The 23649-nt window shown below is 73.9% G+C and carries 20 protein-coding genes and 1 pseudogene; 13 read left to right on the top strand and 8 right to left on the bottom strand.

The features are described 5' to 3' along the window. The first annotated feature begins 15 nt into the window (after window positions 1–15). From ACFY3N_RS05095 to ACFY3N_RS05085, 3 genes are all read left to right on the top strand, one after another. A complete protein-coding gene (locus tag ACFY3N_RS05095; protein WP_390815250.1) occupies window positions 16–615 on the top strand; it encodes a dihydrofolate reductase family protein in 600 nt (199 codons plus the stop codon). Window positions 616–658: 43 nt separating this feature from the next. Next, a complete protein-coding gene (locus ACFY3N_RS05090) occupies window positions 659–1459 on the top strand; it encodes a sugar phosphate isomerase/epimerase family protein (protein ID WP_390815249.1) in 801 nt (266 codons plus the stop codon). Between the two features lie 92 nt (window positions 1460–1551). After that, window positions 1552–2802, top strand: coding sequence for an MFS transporter (locus tag ACFY3N_RS05085; protein WP_390815248.1), 1251 nt, complete (start codon window positions 1552–1554; stop codon window positions 2800–2802). Window positions 2803–3018: 216 nt separating this feature from the next. On the opposite strand, the gene ACFY3N_RS05080 is transcribed toward ACFY3N_RS05085, so the two are convergent. After that, entirely contained in the window at window positions 3019–3945 is a 927-nt protein-coding gene (locus tag ACFY3N_RS05080; protein WP_390815247.1) for an EamA family transporter, read from the bottom strand. Window positions 3946–4035: 90 nt separating this feature from the next. On the opposite strand from ACFY3N_RS05080, the gene ACFY3N_RS05075 reads away from it, so the two are divergent. The 3 genes from ACFY3N_RS05075 to ACFY3N_RS05065 all read left to right on the top strand — a co-directional run bounded on the left by ACFY3N_RS05075 (window position 4036) and on the right by ACFY3N_RS05065 (window position 7956). Further along, a complete protein-coding gene (locus ACFY3N_RS05075) occupies window positions 4036–4953 on the top strand; it encodes a LysR family transcriptional regulator (RefSeq protein WP_390815246.1) in 918 nt (305 codons plus the stop codon). Window positions 4954–5320: 367 nt separating this feature from the next. Further along, window positions 5321–7165 carry a glycoside hydrolase family 3 protein gene (locus ACFY3N_RS05070; RefSeq protein ID WP_390815245.1) on the top strand — a complete coding sequence of 615 codons (1845 nt, stop codon included), beginning with the start codon at window positions 5321–5323 and terminating at the stop codon, window positions 7163–7165. Window positions 7166–7320: 155 nt separating this feature from the next. Further along, window positions 7321–7956: a hypothetical protein gene (locus ACFY3N_RS05065; RefSeq protein WP_390815557.1), complete on the top strand. Its 636-nt coding sequence runs from the start codon at window positions 7321–7323 to the stop codon at window positions 7954–7956. A 13-nt stretch (window positions 7957–7969) separates the two neighbouring features. Here ACFY3N_RS05065 and ACFY3N_RS05060 read toward each other — a convergent pair whose 3' ends face one another. The 4 genes from ACFY3N_RS05060 to ACFY3N_RS05045 all read right to left on the bottom strand — a co-directional run bounded on the left by ACFY3N_RS05060 (window position 7970) and on the right by ACFY3N_RS05045 (window position 14743). Beyond that, window positions 7970–9403 carry a S28 family serine protease gene (locus ACFY3N_RS05060; protein ID WP_390815244.1) on the bottom strand — a complete coding sequence of 478 codons (1434 nt, stop codon included), beginning with the start codon at window positions 9401–9403 and terminating at the stop codon, window positions 7970–7972. Between the two features lie 96 nt (window positions 9404–9499). Further along, entirely contained in the window at window positions 9500–9886 is a 387-nt protein-coding gene (locus ACFY3N_RS05055) for a hypothetical protein (RefSeq protein WP_390815243.1), read from the bottom strand. Window positions 9887–9978: 92 nt separating this feature from the next. After that, complete coding sequence (locus ACFY3N_RS05050; RefSeq protein ID WP_390815242.1) at window positions 9979–13686, bottom strand: ABC transporter ATP-binding protein; 3708 nt, start codon at window positions 13684–13686, stop codon at window positions 9979–9981. A 76-nt stretch (window positions 13687–13762) separates the two neighbouring features. Then, window positions 13763–14743, bottom strand: a complete 981-nt coding sequence (locus ACFY3N_RS05045) for an esterase-like activity of phytase family protein (protein WP_390815241.1) — start codon at window positions 14741–14743, stop codon at window positions 13763–13765. Window positions 14744–14887: 144 nt separating this feature from the next. Here ACFY3N_RS05045 and ACFY3N_RS05040 point away from each other — a divergent pair, with 144 nt between their 5' ends. From ACFY3N_RS05040 to ACFY3N_RS05020, 5 genes and pseudogenes are all read left to right on the top strand, one after another. After that, window positions 14888–15694, top strand: coding sequence for an endonuclease I family protein (locus tag ACFY3N_RS05040; protein ID WP_390815240.1), 807 nt, complete (start codon window positions 14888–14890; stop codon window positions 15692–15694). A gap of 33 nt (window positions 15695–15727) precedes the next feature. Then, window positions 15728–16087, top strand: a pseudogene (locus tag ACFY3N_RS05035) (Scr1 family TA system antitoxin-like transcriptional regulator); the annotation flags it as partial. Window positions 16088–16135: 48 nt separating this feature from the next. Next, window positions 16136–16306, top strand: coding sequence for a DUF397 domain-containing protein (locus ACFY3N_RS05030; protein WP_390815556.1), 171 nt, complete (start codon window positions 16136–16138; stop codon window positions 16304–16306). Window positions 16307–16756: 450 nt separating this feature from the next. Further along, complete coding sequence (locus ACFY3N_RS05025; protein WP_390815239.1) at window positions 16757–17113, top strand: peptidase inhibitor family I36 protein; 357 nt, start codon at window positions 16757–16759, stop codon at window positions 17111–17113. Between the two features lie 303 nt (window positions 17114–17416). Beyond that, window positions 17417–17644 (top strand): hypothetical protein, encoded by a 228-nt coding sequence (locus tag ACFY3N_RS05020; RefSeq protein WP_390815238.1) that lies wholly within the window; start codon window positions 17417–17419, stop codon window positions 17642–17644. A gap of 63 nt (window positions 17645–17707) precedes the next feature. Here the strand turns inward: ACFY3N_RS05020 and ACFY3N_RS05015 are convergent, their stop codons facing one another. Together ACFY3N_RS05015 and speB are read right to left on the bottom strand one after the other, a co-directional pair. Continuing rightward, the gene (locus tag ACFY3N_RS05015) at window positions 17708–19393 is read right to left on the bottom strand and encodes a thiamine pyrophosphate-binding protein (RefSeq protein WP_390815237.1); all 1686 of its coding nucleotides are present in this window, start codon (window positions 19391–19393) and stop codon (window positions 17708–17710) included. Further along, window positions 19390–20358 (bottom strand): agmatinase, encoded by a 969-nt coding sequence (gene speB / locus ACFY3N_RS05010; protein ID WP_390815236.1) that lies wholly within the window; start codon window positions 20356–20358, stop codon window positions 19390–19392. Before speB ends, ACFY3N_RS05015 begins: the two co-directional genes overlap by 4 nt. 166 nt (window positions 20359–20524) lie before the next feature. On the opposite strand from speB, the gene ACFY3N_RS05005 reads away from it, so the two are divergent. Continuing rightward, complete coding sequence (locus ACFY3N_RS05005) at window positions 20525–22051, top strand: PucR family transcriptional regulator ligand-binding domain-containing protein (protein WP_390815235.1); 1527 nt, start codon at window positions 20525–20527, stop codon at window positions 22049–22051. Window positions 22052–22165: 114 nt separating this feature from the next. Continuing rightward, the gene (locus ACFY3N_RS05000; protein ID WP_390815234.1) at window positions 22166–22957 is read left to right on the top strand and encodes a phosphatase; all 792 of its coding nucleotides are present in this window, start codon (window positions 22166–22168) and stop codon (window positions 22955–22957) included. Between the two features lie 64 nt (window positions 22958–23021). Here ACFY3N_RS05000 and ACFY3N_RS04995 read toward each other — a convergent pair whose 3' ends face one another. Continuing rightward, a complete protein-coding gene (locus ACFY3N_RS04995; protein ID WP_390815233.1) occupies window positions 23022–23543 on the bottom strand; it encodes a DUF4232 domain-containing protein in 522 nt (173 codons plus the stop codon). Window positions 23544–23649 lie beyond the last annotated feature (106 nt).

Raw genomic sequence — 23649 nt, 5'->3', positions numbered from 1 at the left:
ACAGGAGCAGCGGTCATGCGGATCGTGGTCACCGAGTTCATCAGTCTTGACGGCGTGTCGCAGGCGCCCGGCGGGCCCGAGGAGGACACCGACGGAGGGTTCGCGCACGGCGGGTGGTCGCAGCCGTACTTCGACCCGGAGGTGCTCGGCGGTGCCTTCGACGCGGGGTTGGCCGAGGCCGAGGCGCTGCTGTTCGGGCGGCGGACCTGGCAGACCATGGCCGGGGCCTGGACCCAGCGGGCGGGGGACCCCTTCGCCGACCGGATGAACGGCCTGCCGAAGTACGTCGTCTCCGGGACGCTGGGCGAGTCCGACCTGACCTGGAACAACAGCCGGCTGATCCCCGCCGGGGAGGCCGCCGCCCGCATCCGGGAGCTGAAGGCGGCCGAGGGCGGCGACCTCGCGATGATGGGCAGCACCGGCCTCGTCCGCACCCTGCTGGGCGAGGACCTGGTGGACGAGCTGCGGCTGATCGTCATGCCGGTGCTGCTGGGCGGCGGCAAGTCCGTCTTCCCCGCGGACGGTGCGAGGCGTGCGTTCGAGCTGGTGTCGACGACCGCCGCCAAGACGGGCGCGCAGGTCTGCGTCTACCGCCGGGCCGCGACACCCGAGTGACGAGGGGGAGTGACACCGGGGGTCGCGGGTAGGGTCCGATGACATGAAGCTGGCGTTCTCCACCCTCGGCGTCCCCGGCCTGCCCCTCGCCGACGTGCGGGCCCTCGCGACCGCGCACGGCTACCACGGCGTCGAGCTGCGCGCCCACCCCGAGGAACCCGTCCACCCCGGTCTCACTCCCGCGCAACGCGCCGACGTGGCCGCCGGGTTCGAGGCCGCCGGCGTCGAGATCCTGGGCCTCGCCGGGTACGCCCGGGTCGCCGCGCCGGGTGAGGACGGACCCGTGGTCGACGAGATCCGTGCCCTCCTCGGCCTCGCCCGGGACCTCGGCGCCCCCTTCGTCCGGGTCTTCCCCGGCGGCGGCACCGGGCAGAGCCCCGAGGAGGCGGACGCGACGGCCGCCCGCCGGCTGGGCACGGCCGCCGAGTACGCCGCCGACCTGGGCGTGCGCATCCTGCTGGAGACCCACGACTCGCACCGCACCGGCGCGGACGCGATGCGGGTCCTCGGTCTGGTCGGCCACCGCCAGGTGGGCGCGCTGTGGGACGTGATGCACACCTGGCTCGGCGGCGAACAGCCCGTGGAGAGTTTCGCGGCGCTCTCCCCCCACCTCGGTTACGTCCAGGTCAAGGACATCGCCTCCGCCGACGACACGACCCCGCTCCCGCTCGGTGACGGCGTCCTGCCGCTGGCCGACGTCGTGGAGGTCCTCTCCCGGCACGGCTGGGACGGCTGGCTCTGCTGGGAGTACGAGAAGCGCTGGTACGCCGACGCCGCCCCGCTGCCCGGCCTCCTCACCCCGGGCCGCGAGCACCTGGCCCGGCTGCTCGCCGAGTCGGCCTGACCGCACGGGAAATTCACTGGCCGGGGCGGCCGGCGGCCGGATAGCGTCCCCGCCGTGCCCCCGTACGCCCGCCGCTCCCCCGCCATGCCCTCATGAGCCTGTCGCGCACGTTCATCGACGTGCGTCCACTGCGTACCTCGCCGGTCTTCCGGCGTCTGCTGATCGGGCGGACGGTGTCCACGCTCGGCGGCTTCATGACCATGGTCACCGTCATGTACCAGGTCTGGGAGATGACGCACAGCGCGGCCTGGAGCGGCGCGGTGGGTCTCGTGCAGGCGCTGCCGCTGGTGTGCTTCGGCCTGTTCGCCGGTGCGTGGGCCGACCGGGGCGACCGGCGCCGGATCTTCCTGGCGGCGACGGTGGGCCAGGCGCTGTGCTCGCTGCTGCTGGCGGTCCAGGGGTTCGCCGGGAACGTACCGGTGGCCGGGGTGCTCGCCCTGGTGGCCGCCCAGTCCGCCTGCGGGGCGGTCGGCGGTCCGGCGGCCGGGGTGTTCGTCCCCCGGCTGCTGCCCAAGGAGCAGGTGGCCTCCGGGCTCGCGCTCTACCAGGTCACCGGTCAGGCGATGATGCTCCTCGGACCCGCGCTCGGGGGCCTGCTGCTCGGCTGGTTCGGCATCGGCGTCTGCTACCTGCTCGACGCGCTGAGCTTCCTGCTGTCCTTCTACGGCGCGTTCGGGCTGCCCGCGCTGCCGCCCGAGGGCGAGCCGTCCCGCGCCGGGCTGCACGGGGTGCTGGACGGGCTGCGCTTCCTGGCCGGCCACCGGGTGGTGCGCGGCGCGCTCGTCACCGACCTCGCCGCCACCGTCCTGGCGATGCCGGTCAGCCTGTTCCCGCTGATCAACGACGAGCGGTTCGGGGGTGATCCGCGCACGCTGGGGCTGTTCCTGTCGGCGGTCGCGATCGGCGGGGTGCTGGCGTCCGCGCTGTCCGGGGCGGTGACCCACCTGGGCCGTCCCGGCCTCGTGATGCTGTGCGGGGCCGGCGTGTGGGGTGCCGCGCTGGCCTCGTTCGGGCTCATGAGCAGCCCCTGGACCGGGCTGGGGCTGCTGGTGGTGGCCGGCGGGGCCGACGCCCTGTCGGTGCTCTCCCGCACCACGATCGTGCAGACCCGTACGCCCGACGCCCTGCTGGGCCGGGTCACGGCCGCCGAGCAGATCGTCGGGCAGGCCGGCCCGCACCTCGGCAACATGCGCGCGGGGCTGGTGGCGGGCGCGACCTCCGGTGCGGCGGCCCTGGTGACCGGCGGGCTGCTGTGCCTGCTGGCGGTGGTGTACGTCGGCGCGAGCACGCCGGAGCTGCACCGTGACCCTCCGGGGGGCGCGCCGCGGGATCCGGGGGCGTGACACCGGGTGGCGGGGGCGGGGCGCCGCGGGATCCGGGGGCGTGACGCCGGGTGGCGGGGGCGTCGCAGGATCCAGGACCGTGACACCGAGCGGCTCGTACGGGCGCGCCGCGGGATCCGGGGGCGTGACACCGGGTGGCGGGGGCGTCGTGGTCGTGTGTGCCCGCGCGGCGGAGCCGCACACGTCACGGCTCCGCGCTCCCGGAGGCGGTCTCCCTCACCGGACGGCCGGGGAGTCCTCCGCGAGCGCCCCCGCCCGTGGGGCGGGTTCCACCGCCCCCGCAGCCGGCCGCCGCGGCGTCACCGAGGCCAGTGCCACCCCGCCCACCAGCAGGGCCGCCGCGCACCACCGCAGCGGGGTCACCGACTCGCCCAGGAACAGCGCGGCCGAGGACATCCCGAAGACCGGGACCAGCAGGGAGAAGGGCGCGACCGTGGAGGCGGGGTGGCGGCGCAGCAGCCACCCCCAGGCGCCGAAGCCGAACACCGTGGCGACCCAGGCGACGAAGAGCACCGTGCCCGCGCCCTGCCAGTCCAGGCCGCGCAGCGCGTCCAGGTCCCGCGCCGGGCCCTCCAGCAGCAGCGACAGGCCCAGCAGCGGCAGCACCGGCACCGTGCTCACCCAGATCATGAAGTTCAGGGCGTCCGGGGGCGCCGCCTTGCGGGTGAGGATGTTGGAGACGCCCCAGCAGGCCGCCGCCGCGACGACCAGGGCGAAGCCGCCCATCGGGCCCGAGGCGCCCTCGTCGACGGCGGCCACGCCGATCCCGGCCAGCGCCACCGCCATGCCCACCAGCCGCACCCGGGAGGGGCGTTCGCCGAGGAGCACGAAGGCGAACAGGGCCGTGAACACCGCCTGGACCTGGAGCACCAGCGAGGAGAGTCCGCCCGGCATCCCCGCGTCCATGCCGACGAACAGCAGCCCGAACTTGGCCACCCCCAGCGCGAGTCCCACCCCCACGATCCACTTCCACGCCACCTTGGGCCGCCCCACGAGGAACACCGCGGGCAGCGCCGCCACCAGGAAGCGCAGGGCGGAGAAGAGCAGCGGCGGGAAGTGGCCGAGCCCGATCTCGATGACGGTGAAGTTCACCCCCCACACGGCGGTGACGAGGACGGCGAGGAACAGGTGGGAAGGTCGCATGCGTCGAGGATCACCGCCCGCCACACTTCAGCACCAGCGATGATTCCTGCATGGTTGGATGAAGCACCGCTAATCGATCGGGGAGCCGTCATGCTCGACCTCCAGCGGCTGCGCGCCCTGCACGCCGTCTCCGTCCACGGCACCGTCGGCGCCGCCGCCGCGGCGCTCGGATACACCTCGTCCGCCGTCTCCCAGCAGATCGCCAAGCTGGAGCGGGAGACGCGGACCGTGCTGCTGGAGCGGGAGGGCCGGGGCGTGCGGCTGACCGACGAGGCGCACCAGCTGGTGCGTGCCGCCCGGGAGCTGATCGCCATCGTGGAGCGGGCGGAGACCGAGCTGGAGGAGCGGCGCGGGGTGCCGGCCGGGCGGCTGACGATCGCCGCGTTCGCCTCCGCGGCCCGCGGGCTGCTGCCGCCGGTGCTGGCCGACCTGGCGCGCCGGCACCCCGCGCTCGACACCCGGCTCACCGAGGTCGACCCGCACCTCTCCGTGGACCTGGTCGCCAAGGGCGCGGTCGATCTCGTCGTCGCGCACGACTGGGACATCGCGCCGCTGCCGGCCCCGGTGGGGGTGGAGCAGGCGGTCATCGGCGACGACCTGTGCGATCTGCTGGTGCCGCGGGACCATCCCTTCGCGGGGCGCGGCGCGGTGCGGCGGGAGGAGCTGGGCGGTGAGCGGTGGATCTGCCAGCCGCCGGGGCGGGTCTGCCACGAGTGGCTGGTGCGCACCCTGCGCACGGCCGGGCACGAGCCGGAGATCGTCCACCAGGCCGACGAGAACCCGACCCTGGTCGCCCTGGTCGCCGCCGGGCTCGGTATCGCGCTGATCCCCCGGCTGGGGCGCGGGCCGCTGCCCGCCGGCGTGGTGGAGGTGCCGCTCGACCCCGTGCCCGTACGACGGCTGTACGCGCTGTGGCGCACCGGGGCGGCCCGCCGCCCGGCGATCGCGGAGACCGTCCGTACGCTGTGCGGGCACTGGCCCGAGGTGTCGGCGCACTCGCCCCGCTGATCCTGCCCGAACCGCCGGTCCCGGCTTCGGGAAACCCGGTCCGGGCGGGAAACCCGGTCCGGGCGGGAACCCCGTCTCCGCCTCCGCCCGTCCCGTGGACAGGCCGCCGGACGGGTCCCCGTGGTGCGGCGCCGGCGCTCGCGGCCGGCCGCGAGCGCCGACCGGTCCCCTCCGCTCCCCTCCGCCGCGTCGTGGCCGGCAGCGCGCCGTCATCGGCGCGTCCCCCTCCCGTCGCGCCGGTGACGGCCCCCGACCGGTTGCCGCGCACTCCCTTGACTGGCAGAAACTTCCCGGATATTGGTGACTTCCCGGCAGTTTCCTTCAGCGGATCCCCGGTCCCCGCGGATCACCTCCCAAAGGAGCGCACGTGCCCGACAGCAGCACCGGAAGCACGGGAAGCACCGCACGTCCGTCCAGACGCGCCGTCCTCGCCGCCACGGCGGGGGTCACCACCGCCCTCGCGGCCGGCGGCGCCGTCCACGCGGCCACCGGCCCGTCCACGCACGACGACAGAGCACTGCGCGCCCTCATCTCCCGTATGACGCTGGAGGAGAAGGTCGGCCAGCTGTTCGTGATGCGGGTCCACGGCCACTCCGCCACCGACCCGGACCAGGCCGACATCGACGCCAACCTCGAGGAGATCGGCGTCCGCACGGCCGCCGAACTGCTCGCCCGGTACCGGGTCGGCGGCATCATCTACTTCGCCTGGGCGCACAACACCCGCGACCCGCACCAGATCGCGGACCTGTCCAACGGCATCCAGAAGGCGTCCCTCGGGCTGGAGCGCGGACTGCCCGTGCTCATCTCCACCGACCAGGAGCACGGCGTCGTGGCCCGCGTGGGCGAGCCGGCCACCCTGTTCCCCGGCGCGATGGCCCTCGGAGCGGGTGGCTCCCGGTCCGACGCGCGGACCCTCGGCCGGATCGCGGGCCGCGAACTGCGCGCGCTGGGCATCCGTCAGAACTACTCCCCGGTGGCCGACGTCAACGTCGACCCGGCCAACCCCGTCATCGGCGTCCGCTCCTTCGGTTCCGACCCGGAGGCGGTCGCGGGTCTCGTCGCGGCGGAGGTGGAGGGCTACCGGGCGTCCCGCGTCGCCGCGACCGCCAAGCACTTCCCGGGACACGGCGACACCATCACCGACAGCCACGCCGAGCTGCCGTACATCCACCACACCCGCGAGCAGTGGGAGGAGCTGGACGCGCCGCCGTTCCGGGCCGCGATCGACGCGGGCATCGACTCCCTCATGACCGCGCACATCGTCGTCCCGGCGCTCGACCCCGCCGAGGACCCGGCCACCCTCTCCCGGCCCGTCCTCACCGGCATCCTGCGCGAGGAGCTGGGCTACGACGGGGTGGTGGTCACCGACTCGCTCGGCATGGAGGGCGTCCGCACGAAGTACGGCGACGACCGGGTGCCGGTGCTGGCGCTGAAGGCGGGCGTGGACCAGCTGCTCAACCCCCCGTCCCTGGACGTCGCCTGGAACGCGGTCCTGAACGCCGTGCGCGACGGCGAGCTGACCGAGTCCCGGCTCGACGAGTCGGTCCTGCGGGTGCTGCGGCTGAAGGCGAAGCTGGGCCTGTTCGAGGACCCCTACGTCTCGCACGCCGGAGTCGACCGCACCGTCGGCACCCGTGCCCACCTGGCCGCCGCCGACCGGATCGCCGAGCGCACCACCACCCTGCTGGTCAACGAGGGCGGCCTGCTGCCGCTGTCCCGGCGCAGCCGGCCGAAGCTGCTGGTCGTCGGTGCCGACCCGGCCTCCCCGTCCGGTACGACGGGACCGCCGACCGGGGTGCTCGCGGACGCCCTGACCGGGCTGGGCTTCACCGCCACCGCCCTGTCCACCGGCACGGCGCCGTCCGCCGCCACCGTCGCCAAGGCGGTCACGGCGGCCCGGGACGCCGACGCGGTGGTCGTCGGGACGTACAACGTCGGGGCGACCAGCAGTCAGAAGACGCTGGTCGAGCAGCTGCTGGCGACCGGGAGGCCGGTGGTCGCGGTGGCGCTCCGCAACCCCTACGACGTGGCCCACCTCCCCGGCGTGCCGGCGTGCCTGGCGACGTACTCCTGGACCGACGTCGAACTGCGCGCGGCGGCACGGGTGATCGCGGGGAAGGCGGCCCCGCGCGGCACGCTGCCGGTGCCGGTGCAGCGGGCGGACGACCCGGCGACGGTGCTGTACCCGGTCGGACACGGACTGACGTACTAGCAGGTCGCACAGGCGCGCCACTCCTACCGTGCCGGACGTAGCGCCCGTACGTCACACACCCGGCGCACCCTCCCCGATACGGTGAAAGCACCGCACATTCCTGGCGTGGCCCGGCGGACCGGGCCACGCTGGACGGGGATGTCCGGGGGATGACGATGCACGTGAGAAGTGGGTGGGGGGCGCTCGCCGGGTGCGCGGCGGCGGTCGCGGTGCTGCTCACCGGCTGCCGGGGCGCGCCGGGCGGCGCCGGGGAGGACGGCCGGCCGGCCGGGTCCCGCACGCCGACGGCGGCCCCGCCCTCCGGGTACGGGGCGGTGTTCCTCGCGGTCGACGAGTGCAGCTCCTTCGGCCGGGCCGACTTCACCGAGGTGTCGTGCGGGAGCGAACGGGCGGCGGCCCGGGTCGTCGCCCGCCACGAAGGGACCGTGCGCGACGGACCGCGCTGCCCGGCGACCACGGACTTCGTGCTGCACATCAGCGAGCAGCGCCCCTCCCTCGACGAGGACGGCGACGGGAGGGTGCCGCGCGGCTACGCCTGCATGCGCCACCTCCAGCCGCCGCACCCCGGGGACCCGGGCGGCGGGGGCGGGCCGCGCACCATCGTCGGCGACTGCGTCTACGACCTGGGCGGCGGCGAGGTCCGCGAGACGGCGTGCGACGGCAGCGGCGAGCGGGCACCGGAGTTCGAGGTGACGAAGGCCGTGGACGCCCGGTCGAAGTGCCCGGCGTCCACGGCCCTCTACGTCAGGCTCGGCGGGACGTCACCGGTGGGCTGCGCCCGCCCGGTGTAGTCCCGCGCGGCCCTCACGGCCGCAGCGTCCGCTGCCGCTCGACGTCCCGCTTGTCCAGCCCGGCGTCGAACTTCGCCAGCGGCTTCGCCGCCGCCGGGTTCTCCTGGACCGTGCTCGGCGCGACGCCGGCCCAGTCCAGGATGCGGGCCGTGGCCAGCGCCTTCTCCTCGGCGACCAGCCCGGCCACGTTCGCCCCGTGGTTCATGCCGGGCGCGGTGAACACGTACGCGTCACGCGCGCCGCGCCCGACCCGGAACGGCTCGGCGCCCCACGGGTCGTTCTCGCCGTACACGAACAGCATGTGCCGGGCGTGGTGGCGGACCCAGGTGTCGACGTCCCGCATGACCCACGGCTCGAACTCCATGTCGATCGAGCGGGGCACGAAGTTGCGCGGCGGCTGGTAGCCGTAGCGGATGTACTTCTTCTCGATGTGCGGGAACCGGATGGTCGGCGCGCCCAGCTGCGTGCCGGCCTGGTAGTAGTACGGCGTGTACGGGCTCAGGCCCTGGTCCGTGTAGAACGAGAAGCCGGAGACGGTGTCGATCGAGGTCCAGATCTCCTCGTCGGTGGCGTTCTTGGCGTCCGCCGGGATCTGCTCGCAGTCGGCGAGCGTGCTGTACTGCCAGAAGCCCCACACGTAGTCGAGGACCACGGCCTCGTACGCCCGGTCCAGGCTGCCGATGGTGTCGAAGGTGTAGCCGTTCTCGGCGGCGACCGCCTCGTACCGCTCCTCCAGCGGCGCCCGGCGCACCAGCGCCTCGCGCTGCACCGCGTCGAGCCGGTCGCGGCACTCCTCGGTGCCGACGCCCGCGAAGAAGCGGTCGTAGGCCGAGTCCTCCTTGTTCACCACGTCGTTGGGGGCGACGTAGGCGACCACGCCGTCCATGTCACGCGGGTAGAAGCGCTCGTAGTAGGTGGCGGTCATGCCGCCCTTGGAGCCGCCGGTGGAGATCCAGTTCTCGGAGTAGATCCCCTTCAGCGCCTCGAAGACGCGGTGCTGGTCGCTGGCGGCCTGCCAGATGTCCAGCTTGGACCAGTCGGCCGGCGCGGGCCGGGACGGGGTGAAGAAGCGGTACTCCAGGGAGACCTGGTTGCCGTCCACGATCTGGGTCGGCTCGGCGCGGCGGGGCGTCGTGGAGACGCTGTAGCCGCTGGTGTAGAAGACGGTCGGCCGCGCGGTGTCCTTGTGCAGCACGGTGATCCGCTGCTGGAACGTGCCCTCGGAGGGCCTGCGGTGGTCGACCGGCTGGGTGTAGTTGAGGACGAAGAAGCGGTACCCGGTGTACGGCTTCTCCTCGATCAGGCTCATGCCCGGTACGGAGAGCAGTCTCTCCTTGATGTCAGTGGTGCCGGTGGCCTCCGGCTCGGCGGCGGTGGCCGCCCCGGCCGTACTCAGTGTGCCTATGAGCACCGTGAGCGCCAGCAGCCATCTGAGCGCCTTGCGCATGCGCACTCCCCTGTGAGACAGATGTGCGCCGGAAGCTACTGGACCAACTCCACCCAGCACCAGGGGACATGGGGATAACCCTCGGTCGGCCGGGGGTCAGCACAGGATCCAGCCGGAGCTGACGGACCCGCCGCCGACCCTGCCCTTCACCCACACGCAGCGGCGGCCGGCGTGCACGGTCACCGGTCCGGCGTGGTGCTTGAACTTGCCCTCGTCGACGACCGGTCGGCCCCCGCGCGCCCGCACGCTCACCGACATCTTCCGCCTGGTGCCGGGCTTCTCGGCGAGGGTGACGGCGCAGACGTAGCCGCCCCGCTTGTAGACGACCACCGAGCCGGTGGAGAACGGCAGCGTGCGCACCTTGCGCCCGGCGCAGTACGCGGCGGCGTGCGCGTCGGCCGGCGCGGCGACGGCGAGCAGTCCCGAGGCGGTCAACACCGCAAGGACCGGCGCGAGTCGCCGGCGTACCGCTCCACTGCCCACAGTCGTCCTCCCGTACCGCGCCTGCCGCGCCGGGCGGCGTACGCGTGTACGGACGCACGACGTGGGCCGGTTGGTTGCGCCCGGGGCGCGCCTCACGCCGGCGCCGGCACGTCCTCCCCGACGAAGGTCCGCCACAGCCGGGCGTACGTGCCGCCGCGCCGGAGCAGTTCCTCGTGCGTGCCGTCCTCCGCGATCTTGCCGTGGTCCATCACGATCACCCGGTCGGCGCGGGCGGCGGTGGTCAGCCGGTGGGCGACGACCAGCGTCGTACGGCGGCCGGCCAGCCGGTCCGTCGCCTGGTTGACCTGGGCCTCGGTCGCCAGGTCGAGCGCGGCCGTCGCCTCGTCGAGCAGCAGCACGTCCGGGTCGACCAGTTCGGCACGCGCCAGCGCGATCAGCTGGCGCTGTCCGGCGGAGAGGTTGCGGCCGCGTTCGGCGACCTCGTGGAGGTAGCCGCCGTCCAGCGTGGCGATCGTCTCGTGTGCGCCGACCGCGCGGGCCGCCGCCTCCACCTCGGCGTCGGTGGCGTCCGGGCGGCCGTAGGCGATGGCGTCGCGGACGGTGCCCGGGAAGAGGTACGCCTCCTGCGGTACGACCCCGAGCCGGTGCCGGTACGCGGTGAGGTCCAGGTCCCTCAGGTCCGTGCCGTCGACGGTGACCCGTCCGCCCGTCGGGTCGTAGAACCGGGCGACCAGCTTCACCAGGGTGGACTTCCCGGCGCCGGTCTCGCCGACGAAGGCGACGGTCTGCCCGGCGGGGACGGTGAGGTCGATGCCGTCGAGCGCCTCCTCGCCGTCGCCGTAGGCGAAGTGCACGCCCTCGAAGGCGATCTCGCCGCGCAGGGACGGCACGTCGAGCGGCTTGTCGGCGGCCCCCGTGGAGGCCGGCTCGCGCAGCAGCTCCTGGATGCGGCCCAGCGAGACGGACGCCTGCTGGTAGCCGTCGAAGACCTGGGAGAGCTGCTGCACCGGCGCGAAGAACAGGTCGATGTAGAGCAGGTACGCCACCAGCGAGCCGATCGCCAGCGTCCCGTCGTCGACCCGGCCCCCGCCCACCACCAGCACGGCCGCGGCCGCGACCGAGGACAGGAACTGCACGAACGGGAAGTACACCGAGATCAGCCACTGGCCCCGTATCCGCGCCTCGCGGTAGTCGGCGCTGCGCCCGGCGAAGCGGCGTCCGCCGTCCCGCTCGCGGCGGAACGCCTGGACGATCCGCAGTCCCGCCACCGACTCCTGCAGATCGGCGTTGACCACCGACACCCGTTCCCGCGCCAGCTCGTACGCCTTCACGCTGGCCCGGCGGAAGAAGTAGGTGGCGACGACCAGCGGGGGCAGGGTGGCGAAGACGACCAGGGCGAGCCCGACGTCGAGGACCAGCAGGGCGGTCATGATGCCGAAGAAGGTGACCACCGAGACGAACGCCGTCACCAGTCCCGTCTGCAGGAACGTCGACAGCGCGTCGACGTCCGTCGTCATCCGGGTCATGATCCGGCCGGTCAGCTCGCGCTCGTAGTAGTCGAGGCCGAGCCGCTGCAGCTGGGCGAAGATCTTCAGCCGCAGCGCGTACAGGACGCGTTCGCCGGTGCGTCCGGTCATCCGGATCTCGCCGGTCTGCGCCGCCCACTGGGCGAACACCGCGAGCAGGCCCAGCAGGGCGGCCGCCCAGACCGCGCCGAGGGCGGTCTGCGTCACGCCCCGGTCGATGCCGTGCCGGATCAGCACCGGCAGCAGCAGGCCCATGCCGGCGTCCACGGCGACCAGGCCGAGGCTGATGAGGAGGGGGGTGCGGAAGCCGCGCAGGAGGCGGCGCAGGCCGTAGGACTCCTCGGGGCGGACGGCCTGGGCCTCGTCGACGTCGGGGACGTCGTCCGCCGGGGGCAGCGCCTCGACCAGGGCGAGGAGTTCGGGGGTGGCCGGGGTGCCGGCCAGGGCGGTGTCCTTGGGCTCGCGGTCGCCGGTCCACAGCCGGGGGGTGACCCCGCGCTCGGCGTCGAATTCGGCGTCCAGCTCCGCGCGGACCGAGGTGTCCTCCTCCCGCGGTCCGGCGGGCGGGGTGTGGCCCGGGGAGACGGCGCCGAGCTCGTCGGGGTCGGTGAGCAGCCTGCGGTAGAGCGCGGAGCGCCGCTGGAGCTCCTCGTGGGTGCCGATGTCGGCGAGCCGGCCGGCGTCGAGGACGGCGATGCGGTCGGCGAGGTTGAGGGTGGAGCGGCGGTGGGCGATCAGCAGCGTCGTACGGCCGCGCATGACGCCCTTGAGCGCCTCGTGGATCTCGTGCTCGACGCGGGCGTCCACGGCGGAGGTCGCGTCGTCCAGGACCAGCAGGCGCGGGTCGGTGAGGATGGCGCGGGCCAGGGCGACGCGCTGGCGCTGGCCGCCGGAGAGGGTCAGGCCGTGCTCGCCGACCGTGGTGTCGTAGCCGTCGGGCAGCTCGCTGATGAAGCGGTCCGCCTGGGCCGCGCGGGCGGCGGCGGTGATCTGCTCGTCGGTGGCGTCCGGGCGGCCGTACGCGATGTTGTTGCGCACGGTGTCGGAGAAGAGGAAGGAGTCCTCGGGGACCAGCCCGATCGCGGCCCGCAGGGACTCGGTGGTCAGCTCGCGCACGTCGTGGCCACCGACGAGGACGGCGCCGCCCGTCACGTCGTAGAAGCGCGGCAGGAGCAGGGAGACGGTGGACTTGCCGGAGCCGGAGGCGCCGACGACGGCGAGGGTCTCTCCGGGGCGGATCTCGAAGGAGAGGCCGTCCAGGACCGGCCGGCCGGGGTCGTAGCCGAAGGAGACGTCGTCGAACTCGACGGTCGCCGGGGCGTCGGCGGGCAGTTCCCTGGTGCCGTCGGTCAGGGACGGCTCGGTGTCGATCAGCTCCAGGACGCGTTCGGTGCCGGCGCGGGCCTGCTGGCCGACGGTGAGGACCATCGCGAGCATCCGGACCGGCCCGACGAGCTGGGCCAGGTAGGTGGAGAAGGCGACGAACGTGCCCAGCGTGATGTGCCCGCGCACCGCGAGCCAGCCGCCGAGCGCCAGCATCGCCACCTGGCCGAGGGCGGGTACGGCCTGGAGGGCCGGGGTGTACCGGGAGTTCAGCCGGATGGTGCGCAGCCGCCCGGCGTAGAGCCGCCGTCCCACCTCGCGCAGCTTGCCGGTCTCCTGCTCCTCCTGTCCGAAGCCCTTCACCACGCGGACGCCGCTGACCGCGCCGTCGACCACCCCGGCCACGGCTCCCGCCTGCGCCTGGGCGTACCAGGTGGCGGGGTGCAGCCGGGCGCGGCTGCGCCGGGCGATCCACCACACGGCGGGGGCGACGGCGAGGGCGACGGCGGTGAGCGGCAGCGACAGCCACGCCATGATCACCAGGGAGATCAGGAACAGCAGGAGGTTGCCGATGGTCATCGGCAGCATGAAGAGCAGGCCCTGGATGAGCTGGAGGTCGCTGGTGGCGCGTCCGACGACCTGACCGGTGGACAGCTCGTCCTGGCGTCTGCCGTCGAGCCGGGTGATCGTCCCGTACATCTCGGTCCGCAGGTCGTGCTGGACGTCGAGGGCGAGCCGGCCGCCGTAGTAGCGGCGTATGTAGGTGAGGACGTAGACGACGAGCGCGGCCGCGACGAGCAGACCGACCCAGGTGGTCATGGACCTGGTCCCGGCGCCGATGACGTCGTCGATGATCACCTTGGTGATCAGCGGGGCCAGCGCCATCACGGCCATGCCGCCGAGGGAGGAGCCCAGTGCGAGGACGACGTCCTTGGGATGACGCCACGCGTATCCGGCCAGTCGCCGTGCCCATCCCCGTTGCGGTGTCACGCGGTGCCCTCCGATCGTCCTGATCTACCGGAAGGCACCAACGCGGTCAGCGGCGGATTTCATCCCTCCGCAACATTCAGGGGCGTACGCGCAGAGCGTAGAGGCGGGTCGTCTGGTTCTGGCTCTGGTTGTCGTCGCTGACCAGGAGCACCTTCAGCCGGCCGCGGTCACGGCCCGTGACCACCATGCCCTCGATGTTGTCGAGGAGCGGGTTGGGCTGGGGCTGCTTGGCGGTGGCGCCGAGGGAGGGGCAGTCGGCGAGGTCGGCGAGCAGGGTCTTGTCGTACGCGGTGCGGTGCCGGTCGGCCAGGTAGAGCCGGACGGTGTTGCCGACGCCGGAGGTGAAGCCGCGTTCCAGGACGAGCAGCCGTCCGCCGGGGGTGGCGGTGACCTCGGAGACGCCGAGGCCCGGGTCGGTCCGGTAGGTGTACTGGGCGCCGAGCCGGAAGTCACCGCGGGCGGTGCGCCGCCAGGTCTGGAGGCGCACCTGGTCGGCGGGGTCGCCGGCGACGGGGTACTCCATGGACGCGAGCAGGGTGCGGCCGCCGGGGAGGAGGGTCAGCCCTTCGAAGGTGCCGTTGGCCCGCGCGGGGCCGGCGGGGGCGGGGCGCAGCGCGTCCGGCACGGGGAGCCGGCCGAGGATCTCGCCGTCGCGGGAGTACCGGCGCACGGAGGGCTCGGTCTCGGAGGAGACGAGGTAGGTCCCGTCCCGGTCGACGACCAGTCCCTCCGCGTCGAGCGCGGCCCCGTTCTCGTCGGCGAGCGGCGTCACGCCCTCGGGCCGCAGGGTCCGCGCGTCCAGCCGGAACAGGGCGGACCGGTCGGAGAGCGCGGCGAGCGTGCGGTGGCGGTCCGGGGCGAGGGCGGAGAGGTTGCCGACGTAGGTGCCCTCGTACGTCGTCTTGTCGAGCGCGTCGGAGAAGCGGTCGACGGAGACGGACGGGGAGCAGGCGTGGGGCGTCCCGTTCGGCCGGGCGCCGGCCGGCCCGGCGGCGGTCAGGCAGGTCGCGGCGGCGAGGGCCGCGGTGGCGGTGGCGAGGAGGGTTCTCAGGCGCATGCCGCCACCGTAGGGCGGCCGGGTGACGGCCGGTCACCGCTTACCGACACATGACCGACACCTCTCCTTCACCCCCATGTACGCATGTCCATGTCACGCTTCCCCTCGGCCGCTCAATCAACCCGCGTAGATCGGACGTCCCCCATGCCCGTGACACCCATACGCCGCCACTGGAAGAGCCTCGCCCTGGCCACCTCGGCCGTCCTGGTCGGGCTCACCGTCCCCGCCCTGACCGCACCGCCCGCCGGCGCCACGACCACCGCGTACGACGACACGTACTACGCCGCCGCGATCGGCAAGTCCGGCACCGCGCTGAAGGACTCCCTGAACACGATCATCAGCGACCAGACGAAGATCTCGTACTCGGCGGTCTGGGAGGCGCTAAAGGTCACCGACCAGGACCCGAACAACAGCGGCAACGTGATCCTGCTGTACTCGGGCATCTCCCGCGGCAAGTCCCTCAACGGCGGCGACACGGGCGACTGGAACCGCGAGCACGTGTGGGCCCAGTCGCACGGCGACTTCGGCACCTCCACCGGCCCCGGCACCGACCTGCACCACCTGCGCCCCGAGGACGTCCAGGTCAACTCGATCCGCGGCAACAAGGACTTCGACAACGGCGGCAGCTCGTTCACCAACAGCGGCGGCAGCCTGACCGACTCCAACTCCTTCGAGCCGCGCGACGCGGTCAAGGGCGACGTGGCCCGCATGATCCTCTACATGGCCGTCCGCTACGAGGGCACCGACGGCTGGCCCGACCTGGAGCCCAACGACTCCGTCACCAACGGCGGCAACCCGTACCACGGCCGCCTCTCGGTCCTGAAGCAGTGGCACCAGGAGGACCCGCCGAGCGCGTTCGAGGAGCGCCGCAACGACGTCATCTACACCTCCTACCAGCACAACCGCAACCCGTTCATCGACCACCCGGAGTGGGTCGAGTCGATCTGGTAGACCGAACACCGGCACCGGCTGCCGCGGTGGCCGGTGCCGGAACCGGGGCAGACTTCCTCATGGCTGACGCGACACCGGGCGATCACACACTTTCGGGACGGCTGCTCGCCGCGGTCTGGACGTTACGGCTCCTCGCCACGTCGGAGGGGTCACCTCCCGACCCCGGGGAGTTCCTCTCGAAGAAGGTGCCGCCGATCCCACGGCGCCCGCCTCCGGCCCTTGTGGGACGAAGGCCTGCCGCATCGTCCGGTGGGCGGTCCCGATGTCGTGGCGGAGCAGCTCGTGCGCCTTGTGCGCATGGTCGGGCGGGGTCGGATCCGCGTTCATGTGATGCCTCGCGCAACGGTCGCCTGCCCCGTCATGCGGGGCATGGTGAGCCTGGTGCAGTTCGAGGACCGACCCCCGTGGTTTATTCGGAGGGTGTGCGGGTGGTCAGGATCCATGACGCCCCGGCCGTCGTCGTACAGCGGCAACGAGGCGGGCCGTCGCCTCGAAGTGGTCGATGACCACCGGGCCGGTGCGGCGGTTCGGGACTTGAAGGCGGCGGACGGGCCGGCGGTGGTTTCCTCCGTGGCCGGGTGGATGCCGTTCGTCGCCGCGCTCAGGAACTGACCCACCCATGTGAAAAGCGTGGGCATGTGGGCCCTCACCGTGTCCACATCGCTCAGCGGAGGCTCGGGCGTCCGTCCCGGACCGCCAGTGGCCGGCCGGCCGGTGCCGGCGAGGTCGCGCAGGACAGCCGTGGACGAGCCGTCCCCGCCCGAGGACCCAGGAGAGCCGATCCGGATGGCGCGGGGCGCCGGTGTCCCGGACCCGTGGTCCCGCGTGCGGCGCCCGCGGGACGGCGCGTCACCCCCAGGGGCACCGCGCCCCGCACGCCCCGCGCGTGCGGAGCCCGCCGCCCGGCGGGAAGCACCCTCGCCGAGCCTCCGGTTCGCTCCATCAGGTGGTGTGGACGGTGGCCCGGGCCGACCGGCCCCGCGCCACCGGCAAGCATGGAATCGCCCCGGCACGGACGCCGGGGCGATTCCGTGCTTCGACGACGCCTTGATGGAGAGTGCCGTGAAGACTCGTTCCTGGTCCCTCGCCGCCGTCCTCGCCCTGACCGCGCTCCTGCTTCCGGCCCACGCGGCGTCCGCCGCCCCGGCCGCACCCCCGTCCTGTCCCGACGGTTCGGTGTGCTTCTGGAGCAAGGAGGGCTTCGGCGGCGACTCCTGGGAGTGGACCGCGCGCAGCGGCTACCGCGACATGCCGCCCCGCCTCCACGACCACGTCGGCTCGTTCGTCTCCGGCACCCGGGCCTGCTTCGTGAACTGGCAGTCGACCGAGAAGCGGGACGTCTTCAACGGCGACTGGCGCTCCCGCTACCTCGGCGACTTCGGCGGGCGCATCGACGGGGTGGGCCCGGGCGGCTGCTGACCGGCGGAACCGGACCGGGAGCGGGCGAGCGGCCGCACGCCGGGGTCACCGCGCGTCCCCGCCGGCCGGTCCCGACGGCCGGTCCCGCCGACGACGGCCGTGGCCCATCGCCGGTCCGGAGGGCGGCGGTGACGGCGGCGACGAGGGGCCGCGGACACCCGGGCGTCACCGGGCGACGCGCCGGCGACGTCCCGGCGGCGGAACCCTTAACGATCAGTGGTTCGTGATCCTTCCTCGCGGAGACGCCGCTGTACTGGTCATCGGGGGTTTCCCCCGTCACCGGACACATGAAGGGGTAGAACCGTGAGGAAACCGCACACCGGCAAGGTCGCACTCATCGGGGCCATGGCCTCCGCGGCACTCGCGCTTCCGCTGGCCGGTTCGGCCGCCGCCGAGACGAACCTGCTCCCGCACATAACCGACTCCTTCCTGGAGTGCCAGACCCTCGGCAACCAGGCCGCGCAGCAGGGGCTGCTGACGGGCTTCAGCTGCGTGCGGGAAGGCAACCACGTGATCATGTACCCCTGGTAGGCACGGGGACCCGGCGCACGTCCGAACCCGGGGCGGGCCCTCGCCGGTCGCTCGGCGCGAGGATCACTTCACGGGGGCCGGGGCAAACATCCGCAGCACGGCGGGGAGCACGACCACCGCCGGGCCCGGTGTCGTCAGGGCCCTCGCGAGGTCCCGTTCCAGGTTTTCCGGAGTGGTCCGCAGGCCGGGGACGCCGAAGGACTCCGCCAGGGCCACGTAGTCGGGGCGGATCAGTGCCGTCGCCGCGGGTTCACCGGAGGCGTCGGTCCTGGACGCGCGCAGGACGCCGTGGCCGCCGTCGTCGACGATCAGCCAGGTGACGTCGAGGTCGTACTGGCGGGCCGTGGCCAGCTCGGCGACGGAGTACAGGGCGCCGCCGTCTCCCGAGACCGCCAGCACCGGGCGGGTGGGGTCGGCGACCGCCGCGCCCAGGGCGGCCGGGAAGCCGTAGCCGGGGCCGCCGGCGCCCTGCGCGGAGTGCAGGTGGTTGGGGCCCATGGCGTCGAAAGCGCACCAGGCCCAGTGGGTCAGGACCGTCATGTCCCAGAAGGACGGCGCCCGCGTGGGGAGTGCGCGGCGAACGGCCGTCAGCACCTGCTGTTCCAGGGCGGGTTCCCGGGACGCGAGGCGCTCGCGGACGCGGTCCAGCACACCCCGTACGCGCTCGGGCGCGGTCGCGTCCTCGCGCCGTTCCACCGTCTCGAGGAGCGCCTGGAGCGCGAGGCGGGCGTCGGCGTGGATGCCGAGGCCCGGGTGGTTGGACTCCAGTTTGCCGAGGTCGGCCTCGATCTGGACGACCCGGCCGCGCGGCTCGAACGTGTGCTGGTTCGAGGAGAGTTCGCCCAGACCGGAGCCGACGACCAGCAGGACGTCCGCGTCCTCCAGGAAGTCGGTGGTGTGGCGGTCCGCAGGCCAGGACTGGAGCGACAGCGAGTGCGTCCAGGGGAAGGCGCCCTTGCCGCCGGGGGTGGTGACGACCGGGGCCTGGATCCGCTCGGCGAGCTGCCGCAGCTTGCCGGAGGCGTCCGCGCGGACCACTCCCCCGCCCGCGATGATCGCCGGCCGGGAGGCGTTGGCCAGCAGGTGGGCGGCGAGGGCGGTGAGTTCCGGGCGCGGGGGCAGCTCGTCGGGGGTGGCGTCCATCGCCGTCACCACGGGCAGGGCCGTCTCCGCGAGGAGCACGTCCTGCGGGATCTCCACCCACACCGGTCCGTGCGGGACGGTCAGCGCCGACTTCCAGGCCTCCGCGATCGCCGACGGGATCTGGGACTGCGTACGGGCCGTGTGGACGGACTTGACGACGCCGCGGAACGAGGCCGACTGGTCGGGGAGTTCGTGCAGGTAGCCGTGGCGGCCGCCGTCCAGGCCCGCCGTCGGGACCTGGGCGCAGATCGCCAGTACGGGGGCGGAGGCCGCCGCCGCCTCCTGGAGCGCGGCCAGGGAGGTGAGGGCGCCCGGGCCCGCGGACAGCAGCAGCGGGGCCGCCTCGCCGGTGATCCGGCCGTACGCGTCCGCCGCGAAGGCGGCGTTGTTCTCCATCCGCAGGCCGACGTACCGCAGGTCGGAGCGGTGCAGGGCGTCGAACACGCCGGGGGCGTCCCGGCCGGGCAGGCCGAAGACGGTGGTCGCGCCGAGCCCGGCCAGGGTCTCCACGACCAGGTCCCCGCCGTTGCGGCCGGGGGGAGGATTCAGCGCGGCCTCCGTCTGGGCGGCGGTCGGGCGGAGCACCAGGTCGTGGTCGTGGGTCACTTCGCGCGGGCCTCTGCAATCTGGCGGGACATGATCGTGGTCAGCTCGTACGCCGTGTGGGACGCGGCCACCGAGGTGATCTCGGCGTGATCGTACGCGGGGGCCACCTCGACGACGTCCGCCGAGACCAGGTTGCAGGACGCCAGTCCGCGCAGGATCTCCAGGAGCTCGCGGGAGGTCATGCCGCCGGCCTCGGGGGTGCCGGTGCCGGGGGCGTGGGCCGGGTCGAGGCAGTCGATGTCGATGGAGATGTACAGCGGCCGGTCGCCGATGCGCTGGCGGAGCTGGTCGGCGACCTCGTCGGCGCCCCGGCGGTAGACGTCCGCGGAGGTGACGATGCCGAAGCCCATCTTCTCGTCGTCGGTGAGGTCCTGCTTGCCGTAGAGCGGGCCGCGGGTGCCGACGTGGGAGAGGGCCGAGGTGTCGAGGATGCCCTCCTCCACCGCGCGGCGGAACGGGGTGCCGTGGGTGTACTCGGCGCCGAAGTAGGTGTCCCAGGTGTCCAGGTGGGCGTCGAAGTGGAGCAGCGCGACCGGGCCGTGCTTCCTGGCGACCGAACGGAGCAGCGGCAGGGCGATGGTGTGGTCGCCGCCCAGGGTCATCAGGCGGGCGCCGGTGCCGAGGAGGTCGTCGGCGGCGGCCTCGACCGTCTCCACGGCCTCGTTGATGTCGAAGGGGTTCACGGCGATGTCACCGCCGTCCGCGACCTGGGCGAGGGCGAAGGGGGAGGCGTCCTGCGCGGGGTTGTAGGGGCGCAGCAGCCGGGACGCCTCCCGGATGGCGTTGCCGCCGAAGCGTGCGCCCGGCCGGTAGGAGACGCCCGAGTCGAACGGCACGCCCACCACGGCGACGTCGGCGCGGCCGACCTCGTCGAGACGGGGCAGCCGGGCGAAGGTCGCGGGACCGGCGTACCGCGGGACGCGGGACGAGTCGACGGGGCCGCGGGGCGTCTCGTTGCTGCTCATGGGGACTGCCTTCTTTCCTGCTCTTCGCCTTGGCTCATGCGTCGGCCCGTACGTCCGCCCGCACCCGCGGGCTGCCGGTCCGTCCCCGACCATAGAGGGGCGGAAAGCATCTGCGAAGTGTACGTTTCATCCATTCCCGCGACACGGAATGGAGGAAGTGTCCAGCATGCCGGATCCCATGGTTCCGCCCACGCCACCCACGCCGCCCGTACGCCTGGACGCGCTCCTGGCGCGCGAGGACCTGGGCCTGCGCCGGATCGCCGGGCCCGACGATCCCGGCACCGTCGTCCACTGGGCGCACGCCTCGGAGATGGCGGACCCGTACCCGTACCTGCTGGGCGGGGAGCTGCTGCTGTCGGCGGGGGTGCACGTCCCGGAGGGGGCGGGCGCGGGGTACTTCGACGCGTACGTCTCGCGGATCGTGGCGGCGGGCGGGGCGGCGCTCGGGTTCGGCGTGGCGCCGGTGCACGAGGCGGTGCCCAAGGAGCTGGTGGAGGCGTGTGAGATGCACGGGCTGCCGCTGCTGGAGGTGCCGCCGCGGACCACGTTCTCGGCGGTGGCGCGGGCGGTCTGGCAGCTGATGGCGCAGGCCCGCCTGGCGGAGCTGCGCCGGGTCACGGAGGCCCAGCAGAGCCTCGCCACCGCCGCCGCCCGCCCGGATCCGCTCCGGCCGGTGCTCCACCAACTGGCCCAGCGGATCGGGGGCTGGGCCGTCCTGTTCGCCCCGGACACCACCGAACTCGCCACCGCGGGCCCCACCCCGCCCCCCGAGGCAAGGCAGGCCCTGACCGCCCTGGCCGAGGTGGTACGACCCCCCACAGCCGACCCGGCCGCAGGCAGTCGTGCCACCCCAGCCGACCCGGCTGCGGGCAGTCGTGCCTCCCCCACCTCCGCCAGCGACACCGTCGGCGGCACCCACCTCGCCGCCTACGCGCTGGGCCCAGGACACGGCTTCGTACTCGGCGTCGCCTCCCCCCACCGCACCCCGGGCGACCACACCATCGCCTCCGTCGCAGCCGCGCTGCTCACCCTCCTCACCGGCCGCCGACAGAGCGGCACCACCGCGGCCCATACCTCCGCGCTCGTACGGCTCCTCCTGGGCGGCCCGCCCGAGGACGTGGCCCCGCTGCTCGGCGGAGAGCGGTGGCGAGTGGTGCACGCCCGGCCGGACGGCCACACCGCACCGGACCCCCTGGCCGCCTCCGCGCTCGGCACCGCGCTCGGGTCGTCCCTGGTCGACCCGGCGGGCGAGGTCGTACGGGTCCTGGTGCCGGCCGACCGGCCCGTGGAGCCGCTGCCGGGCTGGACCCTCGGCGTCAGCACCGCCGCCGCCCCGCCCGACTGGCCGGACGCCGACACCCAGGCCGCCCGCGCCCTGGCCCGGGCCCGCGCCACCCGCGCCCCGCTGCTCCGGCACGGCGACCGCCCGGCCCTCGCCGACCTCGTCCCGCCGCGCGACGCGGACGCCCACGCCCGGACGCTGCTCGCACCGCTGGCGGCCACCCCCGCCCTCACCGACACCCTGCGCACCTGGCTCTCCCTGCACGGCAGTTGGGACCGTACGGCGGTGGCGCTGTCCGTGCACCGCAACACCGTGCGGCAGCGGATCGCGCGGTGCGCGGCGCTGCTGGAGGCGGACCTGGACGACCCGGACGTACGGATGGAACTGTGGTTCGCGCTGCGGCGCACATGAAGGCCTGAGCAGCCGTACGGGAGTAGCCGTACGGAGTCGGCCGAGTACGTGACGCACGTCCCAGCGCGCGATACGCCAGGGACGCCCACAGGGCGCTGCTCCACAATGGGGGGCATGCCGATATCCGGGACACCCAGCCGCGCCGAACTCGTCGAACACCTGGTCGCCACGCGCATCGCGGGCGATGTCGCCACGCCGCGCGAGAACAACCTCTCCCACTACCGCAAACTGGCGAACGGCGACCGCCACTTCTGGCTCGGCCTGGAGCTCGGCGACCGCTGGACCGACGAGCAGGACGTGCTGGCGGTGATGGCGGAGCGGGTCGGCGTCAACGACGACCCCGAGTACCGGTACGGGCAGGACACCATCGACCCGGAGCTGACCGTGGCCGGGCTCGAGCGCATGGCCGGGCGGCTGCGCAAGGCGGCGGACGGGCGGCAGCGGGTGCTGTTCGCGACCGGTCACCCGGGCGGGCTGCTGGACGTGCACCGTGCGACGGCCGCCGCGCTGCGGGCCGCCGGCTGCGAGATCGTGGTCATCCCGGACGGGCTGACCACGGACGAGGGGTACGTGATGCAGTTCGCGGACGTGGCGGTGCTGGAGCACGGCGCCACGCTGTGGCACACCCATTCCGGTGAGCCGATGAAGGCCATTCTGACCGCCCTGGAGCGCGCGGGCCGCCCGCTGCCCGACCTGGTCGTCGCCGACCACGGCTGGGCGGGTGCCGCGGGGCAGTACGGCGTGGACAGCGTCGGCTACGCCGACTGCAACGACCCGGCCCTGTTCGTCGCCGAGTCCGAGGGCACCGTCCAGGTCACGGTCCCTCTCGACGACCACGTCACCAGCCCCCGCCACTACGACCCGATGACGGCGTACCTGCTGGCGGAGGCCGGTCTGGCGCGGTGAGGCGCCCCGTCGGCCGGGCGCGGGGAACGCGCCCGGCCGACGGGGCGGCCGGTGGAGGCGGGGGTCAGCTGGTGAACGGGACGGCGTCGGCGGGGTCGGCGTGCCAGTTGGTGGCGATGGGCCGGTCGACCGTGGCGGTGTCGGGGAGGCGGAGCGTGACGGAGTTCTCCTCGTCGCCGGCGACCGAGAGGTGGAGCCGGTCGAACTGGATGCCGTGGTCGTTGTCGGTGCTCTTGGGGCTGATGCCGGCGTAGGCGGCGGTGGAGCCGGAGAGGACGACGTCGTCGCTGACGCTCTGCTCGGCGGGCGAGACCTCGGTGTCGGGGGAGGAGCCGAAGGAGGCGGAGGGGAACACGCCCTCCAGGTGGCAGACGACGCCGGACTTGGCCTTGGCGGTGATCAGGTAGTAGCCGCCCGCCTGCGTCTTGGACGTGACCTTGAAGTTCAGGTCGCCGGTCGCACAGGGCCGGGTGGTGGAGCGGCCGCTGTCGGCGGTGGCCGTGGCGGTGGCGGCGCCGCCGAGGGCGAGCGCGGCGACGGCGGCCAGGGCCAGGCGGGCGGAGCGGGTGGTGAAGCGTGAACGCATGAGGGGTCTCCCTGGTGTGGCGTGGTGGTTCGGCCGGCGGGCTGCCGGCATGACCGCAGCGTGTGCCGTGATCCGTCCCACCCGCCACATCGGACGCCCATCATGG

This window comes from Streptomyces sp. NPDC000348 (assembly GCF_042898795.1).
GTDB lineage: Bacteria > Actinomycetota > Actinomycetes > Streptomycetales > Streptomycetaceae > Streptomyces.
This window is presented reverse-complemented; position numbering and strand designations above follow the sequence as displayed.

Coding starts and splice junctions, on each gene's coding strand:
- ACFY3N_RS05040 (WP_390815240.1), top strand. CDS start 14,888: ATGCCCGTGACACCCATACGCCGCCACTGGAAGAGCCTCGCCCTGGCC.
- ACFY3N_RS04995 (WP_390815233.1), bottom strand. CDS start 23,543: ATGCGTTCACGCTTCACCACCCGCTCCGCCCGCCTGGCCCTGGCCGCC.
- ACFY3N_RS05005 (WP_390815235.1), top strand. CDS start 20,525: ATGCCGGATCCCATGGTTCCGCCCACGCCACCCACGCCGCCCGTACGC.
- ACFY3N_RS05045 (WP_390815241.1), bottom strand. CDS start 14,743: ATGCGCCTGAGAACCCTCCTCGCCACCGCCACCGCGGCCCTCGCCGCC.
- ACFY3N_RS05095 (WP_390815250.1), top strand. CDS start 16: ATGCGGATCGTGGTCACCGAGTTCATCAGTCTTGACGGCGTGTCGCAG.
- speB (WP_390815236.1), bottom strand. CDS start 20,358: ATGAGCAGCAACGAGACGCCCCGCGGCCCCGTCGACTCGTCCCGCGTC.
- ACFY3N_RS05060 (WP_390815244.1), bottom strand. CDS start 9,403: ATGCGCAAGGCGCTCAGATGGCTGCTGGCGCTCACGGTGCTCATAGGC.
- ACFY3N_RS05090 (WP_390815249.1), top strand. CDS start 659: ATGAAGCTGGCGTTCTCCACCCTCGGCGTCCCCGGCCTGCCCCTCGCC.
- ACFY3N_RS05075 (WP_390815246.1), top strand. CDS start 4,036: ATGCTCGACCTCCAGCGGCTGCGCGCCCTGCACGCCGTCTCCGTCCAC.
- ACFY3N_RS05065 (WP_390815557.1), top strand. CDS start 7,321: ATGCACGTGAGAAGTGGGTGGGGGGCGCTCGCCGGGTGCGCGGCGGCG.
- ACFY3N_RS05080 (WP_390815247.1), bottom strand. CDS start 3,945: ATGCGACCTTCCCACCTGTTCCTCGCCGTCCTCGTCACCGCCGTGTGG.
- ACFY3N_RS05000 (WP_390815234.1), top strand. CDS start 22,166: ATGCCGATATCCGGGACACCCAGCCGCGCCGAACTCGTCGAACACCTG.
- ACFY3N_RS05085 (WP_390815248.1), top strand. CDS start 1,552: ATGAGCCTGTCGCGCACGTTCATCGACGTGCGTCCACTGCGTACCTCG.
- ACFY3N_RS05030 (WP_390815556.1), top strand. CDS start 16,136: ATGACGCCCCGGCCGTCGTCGTACAGCGGCAACGAGGCGGGCCGTCGC.